A 17275-nucleotide genomic window follows, 5' to 3' on the forward strand; every position below is an offset into this window, starting at 1 on the left:
CTGATCGAAATCCGGTTGGGCGCCGGCGCGGATAGCTGTATAAACAGCCAGCCATTCGCCCACCCTGTTCCGCCATGCCCAGCGCCCTCGACGACCCGTTCTATTACCTGAACAACTTCCGCACCGTGCTCGACTGGATCGGCTCGCGCTACGACGACCTGCTGCTGGACGAGGAGCGCACCTTCCTCGCCGCCTTCGCCGGGCTGCCGCGCGAAGCCCAGGCGCTGCTGGTGCGCATGGTGATGCGCAAGGGCGAGCGCTTTCGCGAGAGCAAGCTGGTGTACGCCGAGATCGGCCCCACCCGCGAAGCGGCGCGCCCGCTGCTGGCGCTGGGCTGGGTGGATGCAGCGCCCGCGCTGGACCTGGAGCAGCTCTTCGCCCTGCTGCGCAAACCGGAGATCGCCACCTGCTTCGGCGCCGAGTTGGGCCGGGGTGACGCACGCAAGGCCGAGCAACTGGCGCGGCTGCAACCCCTGTACCCCGAGCTGCGCCCCTTCGACGCCTGGTGCCCGGCGCTGGACGACCGCGTCTACGCGCTGCGCCTGATGCCCCTGTGCGACCGGCTGCGGCTGATGTTCTTCGGCAACCTGACCCAGGACTGGTCCGAGTTTGTGCTCGCCGACCTGGGCATCCACCAGTACGAGCAGGTGGCGCTGGAAGCCGATGCCCGCGGCTTCCGCCACCGCGACGACGTGGACCTGTACCTGCACCTGCACCAGTGCCGCGAGCGGCTGGAAGCCGGCGACGCCTGTCCGGCCACGCTGCTGGCGGACATCCCCCCGGCCAACGACAACCCCTGGCTGCAAGGCCGGCGCGCGCGGCTGCTGTTCCAGCTCGGCCAGCACTGCGAACGCCTTGGCGAGCTGGACCTGGCCCTGGCCGTCTACCGCGACTGCCCCTGGCCCGGCGCACGCATCCGCCAGTTGCGGGTGCTGGAGCGTCTGGAAGCCTTCGAGCAGGCCCACGCGCTCGCCCTGGCCATGGCCGACGCCCCCGGCGACGAGGAAGAGCGCCAGCACCTGGCGCGCATCCTCCCGCGCCTGCAGCGCAAGCTCGGCCTGCCCCGCGCCGGCGCCCGCAAGCCGGCACCGGTCCAGCGGCTGGACCTGCACCTGCCGCGCCCCGAGCCATTCGTCTCGGTGGAGCACAGCGTGCTGGCCCACCTCAGCGACGACGACGGGCCGGTGCACTACGTCGAGAACACGCTGATCAACTCGCTGTTCGGCCTGCTGTGCTGGGAGGCCATCTTCCACCCGCTGCCCGGGGCCTTCTTCCACCCCTTCCATGCCGGCCCGGCCGACCTGCTGGCCCCGGACTTCCACGCCCGCCGCGCCGAGCACTTCGCCGCCTGCCTGGCCCGGCTGGACGACGGCAGCTGGCGTGACGCCATGCGCCACACCTACCGCACCAAGCACGGCCTGCAATCGCCCTTCGTCTACTGGGGCGTGCTGGACGAAACCCTGCTGGAGCAGGCCCTGCATTGCCTGCCAGCCGACCACCTGAAGCACTGGTTCCGCCGCCTGCTGCAGAACATCAAGGCCAACCGCGCCGGGCTGCCGGACCTGATCCGCTTCTGGCCCGGCCAGGGGCGCTACCAGATGATCGAAGTGAAGGGACCCGGCGACCGCCTGCAGGACAACCAGTTGCGCTGGCTGGACTTCTGCGCCGAGCACGGTATGCCGGTGAGCGTGTGCTACGTGCAATGGGCCGACACCGAGGCCCTCCCGGCATGACCTACCGCGTGGCGGTGCGGGCCCTGTGCGAATTCACCGCCAAGCGCGGCGACCTCGACCTGCGCTTTACCCCCTCTCCCACGGCCCAGGAAGGCATCGCCGGCCACGCCCTGGTGGCGGCCCGGCGGGGCGACGGCTACCAGCGCGAAGTGCCCCTGGCCGGCGCGTTCGGCCCGCTGCAGGTGCGCGGTCGCGCCGACGGCTACGACCCGGCAGGCAACCGTCTGGAAGAGGTGAAGACCCACCGCGGTGACCTGGCCCGCCAGCCCGACAATCACCGTCACCTGCACTGGGCCCAGGTGCGCGTCTACGGCTGGCTGCTGTGCGCCGAACGCGGGCTGGACGAGGTGGAGCTGGCACTGGTCTACCTCGATGTCGCCAGCCAGAAGGAGACCCTCTTCACCACCCGCGCCAGCGCCGCCGAACTGCGGGCCTTCTTCGAGGCCCAGTGCCAGGCCTTCCTCGCCTGGGCCGAGCAGGAGCTGGCCCACCAGGCCCGGCGGGACGGTGCCCTGCAGGCCCTGCGCTTTCCCCATGCCAGCTTCCGCCCCGGCCAGCGGGAACTGGCCGAGGCGGTGTACAAGGCCGCCAGCACCGGCTGCTGCCTGATGGCCCAGGCGCCCACCGGCATCGGCAAGACCCTGGCCACCCTGTTCCCCCAGCTCAAGGCCCTGGGCGGCGGGCGCCTGGAGCGCCTGTTCTTCCTCGCCGCCAAGACACCCGGCCGGCAACTGGCCCTGCACAGCCTGGCGACCCTGCGCGACAGCGTGGACGGGTGGCCCGTGCGGGTGCTGGAGCTGACCGCCCGCGACAAGGCCTGCGAACACCCCGGCAGCGCCTGCCACGGCGACGCCTGCCCCCTGGCACGGGGTTTCTACGACCGCCTGCCGGCGGCCCGCGAGGCGGCTGCGGAACGGCGCTGGCTGGACCGCGCCGCCCTGCGCGAGGTGGCCCTGGCCCACGGCGTCTGTCCCTATTACCTGGGCCAGGAGATGGCGCGCTGGAGCGACGTCGTGGTGGGGGATTACAACTACTACTTCGACCTCGGCGCCCTGCTCTTCGGCCTTGCCCAGCTCAACCAGTGGCAGGTGGGCGTGCTGGTGGACGAAGCCCACAACCTGGTGGAGCGCGCCCGCGCCATGTACAGCGCCGAGTTGCGCCAGGGCACGCTGAAAGCCCTGGTCCGCAGCGTGCCCGGCCCGCTGAAGAAGCCCCTGGAGCGGGTGCAGCGCTGCTGGAGCGAGCTGAACAAGGCCCAGTTGACGGATTACCAGGCCTACGACGAACCGCCGCAGAAGCTGCTGGGCGCGCTGCAGAACGCGGTCACCGCCATCACCGACCACCTGGCGGACCAGCCCGGCGCGCCGCTGGACCCGGCGCTGATGACGTTCTACTTCGATGCCCTGCACTTCACCCGCATGGCCGAACTCTTCGACACCCACTCGCTGTTCGACCTGAACGCCTGCGGCAGCGGCCGCAACCGCCACTCCACCCTGTGCCTGCGCAACCTGGTGCCGGCTCCCTTCATCGGCCCGCGCCTGGAGGCCAGTCGTTCCACCGTGCTGTTCTCCGCCACCCTCAACCCGCGCCGCTACTACAGCGACCTGCTGGGGGTGCCGGGCAACACGCCGTGGCTGGAGGTGCAATCACCCTTCACCGCCGAGCAGCTGCAGGTACGGGTGGCCCAGCGCCTCTCCACCCGCTACCAGCACCGGGCGCAGTCCCTGGAGCCCATCGTCGAGCTGATGGCCGACCAGTTCTACCAGCGCCCCGGCCATTACCTGGCGTTCTTCAGCAGCTACCAGTACCTGGAGCAGGTGGCCACGCTGTTCGCCGAGCGGCACCCCTTCATCCCGGCCTGGAGCCAGTCGCGGAGCATGGGTGAGGCCGAGCGCCTGGCTTTTCTAGAACGCTTCACCGAGAGCGGGCGCGGCATCGGCTTCGCCGTGCTCGGCGGGGCCTTCGGCGAGGGCATCGACCTGCCCGGCGAGCGCCTCATCGGCGCCTTCATCGCCACCCTCGGTCTGCCCCAGGTGAACCCGGTGAACGAGCAGTTGAAGCAGCGCATGGCCGCGATCTTCCAGGCCGGCTACGACTACACCTACCTCTACCCGGGCCTGCAGAAAGTGGTGCAGGCCGCCGGCCGGGTGATCCGCACCCAGCGCGACCGGGGCGTGGTGCACCTGATGGACGAACGCTTCGCCCAACCCGAGATCCGCCGGCTGCTGCCCAGTTGGTGGCGGGTGGAGATGGGTTGAACGCCGGGCCACTGCGTCACTGCGCGGCCATCACCTCATCACGGCACACCGACGGGCTCTGCCCGGTCCAGCGCTTGAAGGCCCGGCGAAAGCCACGCACGTCGCTGTAGCCGAGCGCTTCGGCGATGCGCTCGATGGGCATTTCGGGGTTGCTCAACAGGCTCATGGCCCGCGCCCGGCGCACCTGTTCCAGCAGGGTTTCGAAGGTGATGCCGTGCTCGCTCAGGCGTCGGCGCAGGGTCCGGCTACTCATGTTCAGCCCGTGGGCCACGGTGTCGATGGGGCTGCCGTGGGGCAGGTCGCGGGCGATGGCGCGCTCCACGGTCTGCAGCAGGCTGGCCTTCTGCTGCACCTGGGCGCTTTCCAGCTCCAGCAATTGCAGGGCCTGGCGCAGGGCCACCGGCTGGTGGCCGGGCAGCGGCCTGTCCAGCCAGTGGCTGGCGAACACCATGCGGTTGTGCAGGCAGCCGAAGAGCAGGTTCGGCCCCAGCAGGCGCTGGTACTGCTCGACGTAGGGCGGCACGCCATGGGTGAACTCGAAGCGCAGGGGCTGGAATTCGGCGCTGGCCAGGGCTTGGTTGTAGACCATCAGGCTGGCGAAGAACTCTTCAACGGCGAACACCTGCACATCGGCGTAGGGCAGCCGGCATACCACTTCCACGAAACTCTCGGCGGCCCCTTCGTGCAGGCTGTAGACCGCCATGCTGCCGGCGGTGTGCTGGAAGCGCAGACCCACCTCGAAGGCGTCGCGCAGGGTCTTGCACAGCGACAGCACGTGGCCGAGCAGGCCGAGGGTGCCGAGCACGTTGCGGTGCCCCACCCACAGCCCCAGCCCCCCTTCCGGGAAGGCCGCGAGGGCGCGCTGGATGAGGGTTGCCGCCTGGCGGTAGGAGATGCGCTGGGCCGGGTCCTGGAGGTCATCGGGGGTGAAGCCCAGGCCACGGCACAGGCGTTCGCTGCTGATGCCCCGGTCGCTCACCACCTCTGCCAGGGTCTGCAGCAGGAAGGGTGAAACCTGGGCCAGGTCGTACTGGGCGTCGAGGGGCGTGAAGGTCATGGCAGGCACATCCGAATCCGTCGCCTGAGGGTTCTTGTTGTGGGGCCAGGCGCGCAGGGTGGCCATCATAACCCGTTCGGGATCGCCCCAAGAGGGGTTGTAACAGCGTATTGCAGCCTGGCCTTGAATGCCCCCTGGCTGTCCGGCAATGCCCTGCTCCGCCAGGCCGCCAGCGCTTATTCCTATGGCGCCGCCCGAGGAGCCCTCCGGCGGCGCCCACACACAATAACAATGAGCACCCTCATGAACCCGAACCGTGCCACTTGGCTGCTTCCCCCTGCAGCCGCCCTCGCCATCGCCCTGCCACTGACCGCCCAGGCCACCGAGAACGGTGTCGACAACATCGGCCCCGGCACCGATGGCTTCTACGTCCTGCCGCTGGACGTGAACAGCCTTCCGGACCACATGTTCGCCTTCAACCTCTACTACAACCATTACGAGTCGAAGAAGCTGGACATCAGTTCCCTGGGCGGCAAGGTGCCGGGGGTGAAGATCACCTCCGATGCGATCATCCCGCGCCTGGACTACCTCAGCCCGCTGCGCCTGCTGGGCGGCCGGGTCGGTGGCTACGTGGCGCAGCCCTACATGCGCCAGCAGGTGGCGCTGTTCGGCCAAGAGAGCCGCCGCGAAGCCCAGGGCGACACCACCATCGCGCCACTGATCCTCTGGGACATGGGCAAGGACCTGACCCTGGGCGCCGCCCTGGAGATCACCCTGCCCACCGGCAGCTACGACGCTGCACGGCTGGCCAACACCGGCAACAACTTCGTCACCTACAAGCCGCTGCTCTCGGCCACCTGGCAGCCCAGCGAGCGCACCGAGCTGTCGGTCAAGGCCACCTACAGCTTCAACAAGGAGAACCCGGACACCGACTACCAGTCCGGCCAACTGTTCCACTTCGACTACTCCACCAGCTACCGGGTGACCGATAACCTGCGCCTGGGCCTGAACGGCTACTACGTGAAGCAGACCACCGACGACAAGCAGTTCGGCCGCACGGTGACCTTCATGGGCGAGGAGCTGGACGACGGTATGCGCGGGCAGGTCTTCGCCATCGGCCCGGCGGTGCACCTGACCTTCCTCAAGTACGCCAGCGTGGAGATGCGCTGGGCCAAGGAGTTCGCCGTGAAGAACCGCCCGGAAGGCGAGATGTTCTGGGCCAAGGTGAACCTGCCGTTCAGCCTCTGACCCGTCCCGGAACGCAGAACCCCAGGCAATGGCCTGGGGTTCTCTCGTCAGTTAGCACCTACCGCAGGAGCGCGCTCTGCTCGCAAAGCACTTCAAGCAGAGTGGGCTGACCCCGCGCTCAGCCGTACACCGGCCACTGCTCGACGATACGCCCATCGCGGACCGCCAGCAGGTCGCCGAACTGCAGGAGGATGGATTCGGACTGGGTCGGCCGCAGGAACACCTGGTCATCCACGCCCAGGCCGACGGCGTGGGAGCCGTTGATCATTTCCTGGTTGGAGCTGCGCCCGTAGAGGCCGTTGAACTGCAGGCCCGTGGGCGATTCCGGTTCGGCCATCCAGTTGCCGCCGTAGATGAAGAAGGTCTCGCGCTGGTTCGGGTCCCACCAGGAGAACAGTGCCGACTTGCCGTCCAGCGCCGGGATGCGCACCGCGCCGGTGCTCTTGAGCACGGGGGTGGCGATGTAGGCCGCCGGCTGGTGTTCCTCCAGGGACGGCAGGTCGTAGTGGGTGGGCTTGAGCAGCGCCGAGCCCACCGAGACCTCGCTGCTGGTGCGCTCGCGCTCGTGCATGCGGTAGCTGGGGCTGCCGGCGGTGTTCAGGGTCAGGTCCGGGCGCCACAGCGTGGGGTGTTGGGTGCGGGCGTAGTCGACGAAGCCGTCGTACAGCGTCATCACCTTGGCGAAGAGGGCCTCGGGCGAGCCGAGGATGCCCGGCACGCCCATGCCGACGAAGGGGTCGTAGCCCATGAAGCCGGCGAACTCCAGGTGCTGCGGATTGGCGCCGATCAGGTCGAGCATCCGCCCGAGGCCGGCCGTGTCCTGCACGCCGCCCCGGTGCAGCCCCACGTCCAGTTCGATGTTGATGCGCATGCGGATGTTCAGGGCCTTCGCCAGCGCCAGGTACTGCGCCAGTCGCTCGGGCGTGTCGAGCAGCCACTGCAGTTGCCGGGCCGGGTCGAAGGGGCCGCGATGGGCCTCGTAGAACAGTTGCGCCGCACGCACCGGCAGGGGCTTGCCGAGCAGGATGTCCGACTCGGGGAAGCGCTCGGCGTCGTGGTTGAGGAAGGGCTGGTGGAACGACATCAGCCGCTGGGTGCCGGCACGCTTGGCGATGTAGTCCAGCAGTTGCGGCGACGGCAGGGACTTCTCCACCAGGCGAAGCGACTTGCCGGCACGGCGCACCGACTGCATCACCACGTCGATGTTGTGGTCCAGCCGGTCGAGGTCGATCAGCATCACCGGGTGCATCGGCCCGTGGGCCTTCAGCTCGCGGTTCAGGCGGGCGAAGTAATCGCTGTACGGGGCGCCCTTGTCGGCCGGCCGCAGCCAGGCGCCGACGCCGGCGAGCAGTACGCCGGCACCGGCCGTGCCGACGAGGAATCTGCGACGGTTCATGGCTTCTCCTTGTTGTCAGGCCACGCCGAGGATCGAGGACAGGTGCGCATTGAGGAACTTGCCACTCGGGTCCAGCGCCTGGCGCACCTCGGTGAACTCCTTCCAGCGCGGGTAGAGCGCCTGCAGGGTGCGCGCGTTGAGCGTGTGCAGCTTGCCCCAGTGCGGCCGGCCGGCGTACTTCCAGAAGATCGGTTCGACGGCGGCGAAGAAGTTGTGGTGGTCCATGCTGTAGTGCTGGTGCACGGAGATGGAGCAGCTATCGCGACCCTCGAACATGCTCAGGGGAATGTCGTCGGCCTTCACGTAGCGGTACTCGATGGGGAACCAGGTGCGCAGATCCTTGTCGCGGATCAGCGCAAGGATCTCCCGCAGGCAGGCCGGGCCATGCTCGGCGGGCACCGAGTATTCCATCTCGTTGAAGCGCACGTTGCGTACATTGGCGTAGATCTCGTGGGAGTCGCCGACCCGGTCGTCGAAGCTGGCGATGTGGCGCAGGCTGTTGAGCAGCGCGCGGCGTGCGGCGGGGAAGTCGCTGCCGTACTTGTCGAGGTTCTCGATGATCTTCACGAAGCCGTTGCCGCCCTCCTCCTCCGGGTCCAGCGGTGGCGTGGCCGGGTCGGTGGTCTCGTTGAGGGCGACGGACAGCGCGTAGTCGGAATGGGTGATCACCAGCATCTCCCAGTGCTGGTTGTCGCGGGTGAGGTTTCCCACGTCCTCCAGCAGTTCTTCGGTGCTGGCGATCCACTGCTTCTCGCGCAGGCGATAGGCCTCGCGGTTCTGCAGGCGCACCCGCGTCGCCACGCCCAGGGCGCCCAGGGACACCCGCGCGGCGTTGAACACCTCGGGGTGGTGCTGGGCATCGCAGTCCAGCACCTCGCCACTGGCGGTCACCAGTTGCAGGCCAGTGACCAGTGAGGAATAGGAGCCGAAACCGACCCCGGTGCCGTGGGTCGAGGTGGCGATCGCCCCGGCCAGGGTCTGGTAATCGATGTCGGCCATGTTCGGCAGCGCCTGGCCGACCGCCTGCAGCGCCGGCCCCATGAGGGACATCGGCGTGCCGGCGGCGAACTCCGCCTGCAGGGTGGCCGGGTCATGGCCGAGAAGGCCGTTGAAGTAGGCCAGCGACACCAGGGTGCCGTCGGTAGGCACCAGGGCACTGAAGGAGTGGGCCGAGCCCACCGGGCGGACCTTGCCTTCGGCCTGGCGGATGACCTGGACCAGCTCGTCCAGGCTCTGCGGGGCGAGGCGTGCCTGGGGCAGGCAGCTCTGCCCGCCGGACCAGTTGCGCCAGGGGATCAGCCGGGGCGCGCGGGCCAGCTCCGCCAGTGCCGGGGTGCAGGCCAGTGCGGTGAAGGCGCCGGCCACGCCGGCCCGTAGCAGCAGTTGGCGTCGGGTGAGGTTCATAGCCATGGAAGACGCCTTATTCGAGGTGCTGACCGGACATGAAGGAAATCAGCGCGAGGAACTGTTCTTCCGAGCACTGCATGCACATGCCCATCGGCGGCATGCCCTTGAAGCCATTGATGCTGTGGTCCAGCAGGCTGTCGGTGCCCTGGGCGACACGCGGCGCCCAGGCGGCGGCGTCACCGCTCTGCGGCGCCCCGGAGGCGGGGTTGGCGTGGCACAGCTTGCAACTGGTGTCGTAGACCTTGGCCAGGGCCGGGTCGGCCGGCGCCAGGGTGGCGGCGTTCTGCGGCGCGGCCGGCTTGGCCTCCTCGCCACAGCCGCCGAGCAGCCCGGCCAGGGCCAGCAGGGCGGCGGGAATCAGCAGGTTCGCGGGTTTCGGCATCGCACTCCCCTCTTCTACCGTGCCAGGCGGCACGGCGCTTGTTGTGGTGGGTAGCGCGCCACGTTACGCCAGGCGCTTCCGGGCGCTGAGGGCATTGGCGGACAGCGAGGGGGCATGGCAGGACAGCGCGATGACCGCGCCGGGAACCACAGGGTGCGGAGGCGCCTCAGCCGAGGGTCTTGGTCATTTCGCGGGTGGCTGCCCAGCCGAGGGCCTGGTACACCGGGCGGCCGACCTCGGTGGCGTGCAGCACGGCGAAGCCCAGGCTGCGCCGGGCGAACTCGGCTTCCGCCAGCTTCATCAGCGCCGTCGCCAGCCCCCGACGCCGGTAGGCCGGCTCGACGTACACGTTGAGCACGTAGCCGCGCTGGTCCTGGGTCGGGTGGGCCGGGTGCGGTGGCCAGTCGATGCTCATCAGGCCGATGCCGGCCGCCGGACTGCCCTCGTCCATCACCATGAAGCCGTAATAGCGGCCGTCCTCCAGGCGCACCCGCAGCCAGGGGCGCAAGTGCTCGGTCATCACCCGCAGCGCAGCCGGATCACCTCCGGCTTCGAGGAACATCGCCTCGCGGTGCCTGCAGATCAGCTCCAGGTCGTCCGGTACCAGCCGCCGCACCTGCAAACCGGAAAACTCGATATCGCCGGGAATCTCGTCCATCACGCCACCCTCTCGTTGATGGCCGATGCTAGGTCGCGCCACAGGGCGGCCGATAGGCACAGATCCCTGGGAAAAGCGGCATACAGCGTCGTGCTGCCAGGTAGGGGCGACTTCAGTCGCCAAGCAGCCCACAGGGTTGCCCTCCGCAAGACCGGGGCAACGCCGTTGCCCTGGGCGACTGAGGTCACCCCTACACCGCCCCGATCAGGATCGGCACCTTCTTTCGCTGCAAGTCCGCTTCCCTCACTTGCACGCCTTCAGGTTCACCGCCCCCACGAAATGGTTGCCGTGCCCCATCACGCAGGCCACGCGCTGGTTGCGGTTCCGCTCCCAGGCTTCCACCGGATACTGCTTGTTCCAGGCGGTGTAGAGCTGGCGGTCCTGCCTGGACAGGCGCAGGCCGTAGCGCTCGCTCATGTAGAAGTAGGTGCGCGCGATCATCCCGCGGATCTGCTGGCGCGGCATGGCCTTGCGCGCCTTGAAGTCCACCACCATCGGGCAGGCGCCGTACTGGCTGGGCGCCTGGGGCAGCCAGCCGAAGCTGTAGTTGCTGCGGTCGCCGTTCACCTCGCCGATGCTCGGCACCAGGTTGTGCAGGTCGGCTTCGGCCCGGCGGTAGGCATCGTCGTGTCGGGCACAGTTCTCGCGGCCGCCGTTCTGCCAGCACTTGCGCTGGTGGCCGATGACCCAGGCCGGAACGATGTGCTCCCACTCGATGCGGCTGGCGCGCTTGGCATTGGTCCGCGGGACATAGCCGCAGCTCTTGAGGTCCACCTTGTTGCCGCTGTAGCGGCAGCCGCAATAGAACTCGACGGGGTGGGAAGCGTAGAGCTTCCAGGCGGCTTTCTTGGCTTCCTGGAAGGTGCGCGGCGCGGCGGCCTGGGCGGTACCGGCCAGCAGGAGGGAGAGCAGCAGGACGAAACGGATCATGGATCAGGGGATTCCCGTACAGCGTGGAGAGGCACTCACTGACAGCGGCTCTTCATCGGAGTTTTGTTGCCAGGGGATGAGTTCAACGAGTATATGTATATTCATACAGTATTCAATGAGAATCGTCTGATGATGCCTTCAGCCCCCATGCCCTTGCCAAAACCGCTGTCACAAAACCCTGGGATGATCCGTTCCCGGAAACACCCGCTGCCGCTGCGCGTTGCCGGCGGTCCGGACAACCCTGCACCACGCCGGCCGGCTGGAAGCCGCCACGGGGCGCGGTGCCTGCACTGATGAGGAGAACAGGGATGGTCGACGTGATGCAGTTGAAGTACACGGTCAACCGCATGGCGGTGTCCGAGGTACGCGAGGCGGTGGACGAGCTGCTGCTGGAGGGGCTGGTGACCGACGGCAAGACGCCCTTCACCCGGGTGCACTTCAACACCTGCCTGGCAGAGATCGAGGCGCTGTTCCAGCGGGCGGGCTACCACCGGCCGCTGGACGTGGTGGGCTACCAGGGGCTGGTGTATGCCCTGTTCGACCCGACCCGCTGGGAGCCGGTGGAGGTGCTGCGCTGGCTGAAGGACTACGTGGAAAACGCCCAGGCCTGCCGCTCCCTGGCACGCACCGCCGACGAGCTCAGCGCCGCTGGGCGTACGCCGTGAACAGGCCGCTGCCGACGATGATGGCGATGCCGACCACGCCGATGGCATCCGGCGCATGGTCAAAGAGCAGGTAGCCGAGCAGCCCGGCGAAGACGATCTGCCCGTAGCTGAACGGTGCCAGCAAAGCCGGCGAGGCATACCGGAACGCCTGGGTCAGCAGCATGTGCCCGCCCATGCCGCAGGCGCCCAGTGCCAACATCAGCAGGCCGTGGCCGGGGGTGGTGGGCAGGCTCCAGAAGAACGGCACCAGGGTGCTCATGATCAGGGTGTTGGTGAGGCCGGTGATGAAGTTGGTGGTGGCCGGGCTGTCGTAGCGCGAGAGGATGCGCGTCAGCAACTGGTAGAAGGCGAAGCACACCGCCGCCGAGACCGGCAGGAGCACCGCCGGGGTGAACAGCGCGCCCCCCGGCCGCACGATCAGCAACACCCCACCCAGTCCCAGCAGGACTGCCACCCACTGCCCACGGGTGACGCGCTCCTTCAGCAGCGGCACCGACAACGCCGTGACCAGCAGCGGCGCCAGGAAGATCACCGAGGTCGCCTCCGCCAGGGGGATGTAACGCAGCCCCGTGGTGAACAGCAGGCTCACCCCGATCAGGCACAACGCCCGCGCCACCTGCAGCCCGGGGCGCTTCGCCCGCAGCACCCGCAAGCCCTGCTGCGGCAGCAGGTAGCCGGCCATCAGCAGCGTGTGCACCAGGTAGCGCACCCACACCACCATGATGATCGGGTAAAAAGCCGACAGGTATTTGGAGATGGCGTCGTGGCTGGAGAACAGGAAGATCGCCACGCAGATCAGCAGGATGCCCTTCAAGGGTTCCTCGCGGCGCAGCGATGGGGTACTGGGGCTCATGCGGGGTTCCGGGCAGTCTGCGGCCGATATGTGTAGCAGACTAATGATGAGGCGGCTCAGAAAATAGCGGCTTGAGCGACCGACCTCAACTCAGCGCGACCGGTCTGGGGTTATCCTAGCCGCCCCTCCCCGACCCCACCCGGCCCGATGAACCCCGAAGACCTCCTGCTGCTGGTGACCCGCGAGATGCCCTACGGCAAGTACAAGGGCCGCCTGATCGCCGACCTGCCCGGCCACTACCTCAACTGGTTCGCCCGTGAGGGCTTCCCCAGGGGCGAGATCGGCCGCCTGCTGGCCCTGATGCAGGAGATCGACCACAACGGCCTCAAGCCGCTGCTGGAGCCCCTGCGCCAGAAACGGCGCCGCCCCCAGGCAGGTGCAACCAACTCGGACTAGTATGGAAACGCGCCCCTCGCCGCGTTTTCCCGACGACCGGTTGCACCTCACAAGGCATCGCGCAACCCCGCGCGCACCGAGGCGGTGCGGGGTTTCCCAGGCTTGCTGGAGACAGCGAAACATCAAGGTTGCACCTGGTTGCACCCCGACTTCGGCACAGCTACTCTTGGCGCCGCAATCCGCCGTGCCGACCACGGCAGCTGACGAGGACAAGAAATGGCCACCACCACTACCCTTGGCGTGAAACTCGATGAGGCGACCCGCGAGCGTCTCAAGGAAGCCGCCCGCCGCATCGACCGCACGCCCCACTGGCTGATCAAGCAAGCGATCTACAGCTACCTCGAGACCCTCGAGAGCGGCACCACCCTGCCGGAGCTGCAAAGCATCGCCGCGCGCCTGGCCGAGGGCGACAGTGAAGCGGTGGAGGCCCTCCTCGACCCGGTCTACCAGCCCTTCCTCGAATTCGCCGAGAGCATCCTCCCGCAGTCGGTCCTGCGCGCCGCGATCACCGCCGCCTACCGCCGCCCCGAGGAAGAAGTGGTGCCCATGCTGCTGGAGCAGGCCCGCCTGCCCGCCGAGATGGCCGAAGCCACCTACAAGCTCGCCTACGGCATCGCCGAGAAGCTGCGCAACCAGAAGAGCGCCGGCGGCCGTGCCGGCCTGGTGCAGGGCCTGCTGCAGGAATTCTCCCTGTCCTCCCAGGAAGGCGTGGCGCTGATGTGCCTGGCCGAAGCCCTGCTGCGCATCCCGGACAAGGGCACCCGTGACGCCCTGATCCGCGACAAGATCAGCAACGGCAACTGGCAGCAGCACCTGGGCCAGAGCCCGTCGATGTTCGTCAACGCCGCCTCCTGGGGCCTGCTGATCACCGGCAAGCTGGTATCCACCCACAACGAGGCCGGCCTCTCCAGCTCGCTGAACCGCATCATCGGCAAGAGCGGCGAACCGCTGATCCGCAAGGGCGTGGACATGGCCATGCGCCTGATGGGCGAGCAGTTCGTCACCGGCGAAACCATCGCCGAGGCCCTGGCCAACGCCAACAAGTTCGAATCCAAGGGCTTCCGCTACTCCTACGACATGCTCGGCGAAGCCGCGCTGACCGAAGAGGACGCCCAGCGCTACTACGCCTCCTACGAGCAGGCCATCCACTCCATCGGCAAGGCCTCCCACGGTCGCGGCATCTACGAAGGTCCGGGCATCTCCATCAAGCTCTCCGCCCTGCACCCGCGCTACAGCCGCGCCCAGTACGAGCGCGTGATGGACGAGCTGTACCCGCGCGTGCTGGCCCTGACCCTGCTGGCCAAGCAGTACGACATCGGCCTGAACATCGACGCCGAGGAAGCCGACCGCCTGGAAATCTCCCTCGACCTGCTGGAACGCATGTGCTTCGAGCCGGGCCTGAAAGGCTGGAACGGCATCGGCTTCGTCATCCAGGCGTACCAGAAGCGCTGCCCGTATGTGATCGACTACGTCATCGACCTGGCCCGCCGCAGCCGCCACCGCCTGATGATCCGCCTGGTCAAGGGCGCCTACTGGGACAGCGAGATCAAGCGCGCCCAGGTCGACGGCCTGGAAGGCTTCCCGGTGTACACCCGCAAGGTCTACACCGACGTGTCCTACGTGGCCTGCGCCCGCAAGCTGCTGGCCGTACCGGACGCCATCTACCCGCAGTTCGCCACCCACAACGCCCACACCCTCTCGGCCATCTACCACATCGCCGGGCAGAACTATTACCCGGGCCAGTACGAGTTCCAGTGCCTGCACGGCATGGGCGAACCGCTGTACGAGCAGGTGGTGGGCAAGATCGCCGACGGCAAGCTGAACCGCCCCTGCCGCATCTACGCCCCGGTGGGCACCCACGAAACGCTGCTGGCCTACCTGGTGCGTCGCCTGCTGGAAAACGGCGCCAACACCTCGTTCGTCAACCGCATCGCCGACAGCTCCATCTCCATCAAGCAACTGGTGGAAGACCCGGTCGCCAGCATCGAAGCCATGGCTGCTGCCGAAGGCACCCTCGGCAAACCGCACCCGCGCATTCCCCTGCCCCGTGACCTGTACGGCAGCGGCCGGGTGAACTCCAGCGGCATCGACCTGGCCAACGAGCACCGCCTGGGCTCCCTCTCCAGCGCCCTGCTGGGCAGCGGCCACGCCGACTGGCGCGCCCGCCCGATGCTCGGCTGCCCGGTCTCCGAAGGTGAGAGCCTGCCGGTGCTCAACCCGGCCGACCACCGCGACGTCGTCGGCTATGTGCAGAACGCCAGCCTCGAAGACGTCGGCAACGCCGTGCTCGCCTCGCTGACCGCCGCCCCCATCTGGCAGGCCACCCCGCCGGTGGAGCGCGCCGCCGCCCTGGACCGCGCAGCCGACCTGATGGAAGCCGAGATCCAGCCGCTGATGGGCCTGCTCTGCCGCGAGGCCGGCAAGACCTTCGCCAACGCCATCGCCGAAGTGCGCGAGGCCGTGGACTTCCTGCGCTACTACGCCGCCCAGGCCCGCCACGACTTCGCCAACGACAGCCACCGCCCGCTGGGCCCGGTGGTCTGCATCAGCCCGTGGAACTTCCCCCTGGCGATCTTCACCGGCCAGGTGGTCGCCGCGCTGGCTGCCGGCAACACCGTGCTGGCCAAGCCCGCCGAGCAGACCCCGCTGGTGGCTGCCCAGGCCGTGCGCATCCTGCTGCAGGCCGGCATCCCCGAAGGCGCCGTGCAACTGCTGCCGGGTGAAGGCCACACCGTGGGCGCCGCCCTGGTGAGCGACGAGCGCGTCAAAGGCGTGATGTTCACCGGCTCCACCGAAGTCGCCGGCATCCTCGCCCGCAACGTCGCCGGCCGCCTGGACGCCCAGGGTCGCCCGATCCCACTGATCGCCGAGACCGGCGGCCAGAACGCCATGATCGTCGACTCCTCCGCCCTGCTGGAGCAGGTGGTCAACGACGTGGTCGCCTCCGCCTTCGACAGCGCCGGCCAGCGCTGCTCCGCCCTGCGCGTGCTGTGCCTGCAGGAAGACGTGGCCGACCGCGCACTGGAGATGCTCAAGGGCGCCATGGCCGAGTGCCGCCTGGGCAACCCGGACAACATCATCGTCGACATCGGCCCGGTGATCGACGCCGAAGCCAAGGCCGGCATCGACCGCCACATCGAAGCCATGCGCAAGAAAGGCCGCCACGTTTACCAGGTCGCCCGCACCGAAGGCGACGTGATGAGCCGCGGCACCTTCGTCATGCCGACCCTGATCGAACTGGAAGGCCTGGACGAGCTGGAGCGCGAAGTGTTCGGCCCGGTGCTGCACGTGCTGCGCTACAAGCGCGAGAACCTGGACCAACTGCTGGACCAGATCAACGCCACCGGCTACGGCCTGACCCTGGGCGTGCACACCCGCATCGACGAAACCATCGCCAAGGTGGTGGACAAGGCCCACGCCGGCAACCTCTACGTCAACCGCAACATGGTCGGTGCCGTGGTCGGCGTGCAGCCCTTCGGCGGTGAAGGCCTCTCCGGCACCGGCCCGAAAGCCGGCGGCCCGCTGTACATGTACCGCCTGCTCGCCACCCGCCCGGAGGATGCGGTCACCCGCACCTTCCAGCGCCTCGACGAGCAACAGGCCGACGCCGGTCTGCGCACGCTCCAGGAAGAGCGCCAGGGCAAACCGCTGGCCGCCCTCAAGGAGTGGGCCGCGAAGGAAGGTCGTGGCGAACTGGCCAGCCTCTGCGACCGCTTCGCCGAGCTGTCCCAGAGCGGCCTGAGCCGCACCCTCCCCGGCCCGACCGGCGAGCGCAACACCTACCTGCTGCTGCCCCGCGAGAACGTGCTGGGCCTGGCCGACGACGAAGCCGATCTGCTGGTCCAACTGGCGGGCGCGCTGTCGGTGGGCAACCGCGTGGTCTGGCAGGACGGCGAAGTGACCAAGGCCCTGCGCACCAAACTGCCGAAGGCGGTTCAGTCGCGCATCCAGTTGGTCGCCGATTGGAAGAGCGAGGACGTGGCGTTCGACGCCGTGCTGCACCACGGTGATTCCGATCAGCTGCGCGAGATCTGCCAGCAGGTCGCCGCCCGCAAGGGCGCGATCATCGGCGTCCAGGGCCTGTCCCGTGGGGAAACCGCCGTACCGCTGGAGCGCCTGCTGATCGAACGCTCCCTCAGCGTCAACACTGCCGCCGCCGGCGGCAACGCCAGCCTGATGACCATCGGCTGACGCCCCGGGCCGCCTCGCGGCCCAACGGCCCGCGCTTCCACAAGAAGCCGGGCCGCCTGGTTCCCGGCCTTGCGCCGGGCACCTTCCCAGTCGGCGGCCCGTCCCGCCACCCGCCCCCAGGGCACGAGAGCGACGCCACAAGCGTCGCTCTTTTTTTGCCT

General features: G+C 68.5%; 13 protein-coding genes. 6 read left to right on the plus strand and 7 right to left on the minus strand.

Annotation, left to right across the window (positions count from 1 at the left end):
- Positions 1 to 74: 74 nt before the first annotated feature.
- The gene (locus A9G05_RS12290; protein ID WP_069561253.1) at positions 75 to 1733 is read left to right on the plus strand and encodes a VRR-NUC domain-containing protein; all 1659 of its coding nucleotides are present in this window, start codon (positions 75 to 77) and stop codon (positions 1731 to 1733) included.
- A complete protein-coding gene (locus tag A9G05_RS12295; RefSeq protein ID WP_069561254.1) occupies positions 1730 to 3991 on the plus strand; it encodes an ATP-dependent DNA helicase in 2262 nt (753 codons plus the stop codon). The genes A9G05_RS12290 and A9G05_RS12295 overlap by 4 nt, the downstream gene beginning before the upstream one ends.
- A gap of 16 nt (positions 3992 to 4007) precedes the next feature.
- Here A9G05_RS12295 and A9G05_RS12300 read toward each other — a convergent pair whose 3' ends face one another.
- Positions 4008 to 5048 (minus strand): AraC family transcriptional regulator, encoded by a 1041-nt coding sequence (locus A9G05_RS12300; RefSeq protein ID WP_069561288.1) that lies wholly within the window; start codon positions 5046 to 5048, stop codon positions 4008 to 4010.
- 243 nt (positions 5049 to 5291) lie between these two features.
- Here A9G05_RS12300 and A9G05_RS12305 point away from each other — a divergent pair, with 243 nt between their 5' ends.
- A complete protein-coding gene (locus tag A9G05_RS12305; RefSeq protein WP_069561255.1) occupies positions 5292 to 6236 on the plus strand; it encodes a transporter in 945 nt (314 codons plus the stop codon).
- A 118-nt stretch (positions 6237 to 6354) separates the two neighbouring features.
- Here the strand turns inward: A9G05_RS12305 and A9G05_RS12310 are convergent, their stop codons facing one another.
- From A9G05_RS12310 to A9G05_RS12330, 5 genes are all read right to left on the minus strand, one after another.
- On the minus strand, positions 6355 to 7563 hold the full coding sequence (locus tag A9G05_RS12310; protein WP_165669528.1) for a DSD1 family PLP-dependent enzyme: 1209 nt from the start codon (positions 7561 to 7563) through the stop codon (positions 6355 to 6357).
- Between the two features lie 84 nt (positions 7564 to 7647).
- Positions 7648 to 8976, minus strand: coding sequence for a D-arabinono-1,4-lactone oxidase (locus tag A9G05_RS12315; protein ID WP_165666709.1), 1329 nt, complete (start codon positions 8974 to 8976; stop codon positions 7648 to 7650).
- A gap of 76 nt (positions 8977 to 9052) precedes the next feature.
- A complete protein-coding gene (locus A9G05_RS12320; RefSeq protein ID WP_069561258.1) occupies positions 9053 to 9421 on the minus strand; it encodes a cytochrome c5 family protein in 369 nt (122 codons plus the stop codon).
- Positions 9422 to 9587: 166 nt separating this feature from the next.
- On the minus strand, positions 9588 to 10079 hold the full coding sequence (locus A9G05_RS12325; protein ID WP_069561259.1) for a GNAT family N-acetyltransferase: 492 nt from the start codon (positions 10077 to 10079) through the stop codon (positions 9588 to 9590).
- 243 nt (positions 10080 to 10322) lie between these two features.
- On the minus strand, positions 10323 to 11009 hold the full coding sequence (locus A9G05_RS12330; RefSeq protein ID WP_069561260.1) for an endonuclease: 687 nt from the start codon (positions 11007 to 11009) through the stop codon (positions 10323 to 10325).
- 308 nt (positions 11010 to 11317) lie between these two features.
- On the opposite strand from A9G05_RS12330, the gene A9G05_RS12335 reads away from it, so the two are divergent.
- Positions 11318 to 11674, plus strand: coding sequence for a hypothetical protein (locus tag A9G05_RS12335; protein ID WP_044412697.1), 357 nt, complete (start codon positions 11318 to 11320; stop codon positions 11672 to 11674).
- Here A9G05_RS12335 and A9G05_RS12340 read toward each other — a convergent pair.
- Entirely contained in the window at positions 11649 to 12527 is an 879-nt protein-coding gene (locus A9G05_RS12340; protein ID WP_069561261.1) for a DMT family transporter, read from the minus strand. The two genes, A9G05_RS12335 and A9G05_RS12340, sit on opposite strands and share 26 nt — an antisense overlap.
- Positions 12528 to 12674: 147 nt before the next feature.
- Here A9G05_RS12340 and A9G05_RS12345 point away from each other — a divergent pair, with 147 nt between their 5' ends.
- A complete protein-coding gene (locus A9G05_RS12345; protein WP_069561262.1) occupies positions 12675 to 12923 on the plus strand; it encodes a DUF3820 family protein in 249 nt (82 codons plus the stop codon).
- Positions 12924 to 13139: 216 nt separating this feature from the next.
- Positions 13140 to 17114 (plus strand): trifunctional transcriptional regulator/proline dehydrogenase/L-glutamate gamma-semialdehyde dehydrogenase, encoded by a 3975-nt coding sequence (gene putA, locus A9G05_RS12350; protein ID WP_069561263.1) that lies wholly within the window; start codon positions 13140 to 13142, stop codon positions 17112 to 17114.
- Positions 17115 to 17275: the final 161 nt, after the last annotated feature.

Source organism: Pseudomonas sp. ENNP23, from assembly GCF_001728945.1.
Lineage (GTDB): Bacteria > Pseudomonadota > Gammaproteobacteria > Pseudomonadales > Pseudomonadaceae > Metapseudomonas > Metapseudomonas otitidis.

What these genes read in the sequence shown, in the direction of transcription:
- A9G05_RS12290 (WP_069561253.1), top strand. Translation starts at nt 75, where the DNA reads ATGCCCAGCGCCCTCGACGACCCGTTCTATTACCTGAACAACTTCCGC.
- A9G05_RS12295 (WP_069561254.1), top strand. Translation starts at nt 1,730, where the DNA reads ATGACCTACCGCGTGGCGGTGCGGGCCCTGTGCGAATTCACCGCCAAG.
- A9G05_RS12300 (WP_069561288.1), bottom strand. Translation starts at nt 5,048, where the DNA reads ATGACCTTCACGCCCCTCGACGCCCAGTACGACCTGGCCCAGGTTTCA.
- A9G05_RS12305 (WP_069561255.1), top strand. Translation starts at nt 5,292, where the DNA reads ATGAACCCGAACCGTGCCACTTGGCTGCTTCCCCCTGCAGCCGCCCTC.
- A9G05_RS12320 (WP_069561258.1), bottom strand. Translation starts at nt 9,421, where the DNA reads ATGCCGAAACCCGCGAACCTGCTGATTCCCGCCGCCCTGCTGGCCCTG.
- A9G05_RS12325 (WP_069561259.1), bottom strand. Translation starts at nt 10,079, where the DNA reads ATGGACGAGATTCCCGGCGATATCGAGTTTTCCGGTTTGCAGGTGCGG.
- A9G05_RS12330 (WP_069561260.1), bottom strand. Translation starts at nt 11,009, where the DNA reads ATGATCCGTTTCGTCCTGCTGCTCTCCCTCCTGCTGGCCGGTACCGCC.
- A9G05_RS12335 (WP_044412697.1), top strand. Translation starts at nt 11,318, where the DNA reads ATGGTCGACGTGATGCAGTTGAAGTACACGGTCAACCGCATGGCGGTG.
- A9G05_RS12340 (WP_069561261.1), bottom strand. Translation starts at nt 12,527, where the DNA reads ATGAGCCCCAGTACCCCATCGCTGCGCCGCGAGGAACCCTTGAAGGGC.
- A9G05_RS12345 (WP_069561262.1), top strand. Translation starts at nt 12,675, where the DNA reads ATGAACCCCGAAGACCTCCTGCTGCTGGTGACCCGCGAGATGCCCTAC.
- putA (WP_069561263.1), top strand. Translation starts at nt 13,140, where the DNA reads ATGGCCACCACCACTACCCTTGGCGTGAAACTCGATGAGGCGACCCGC.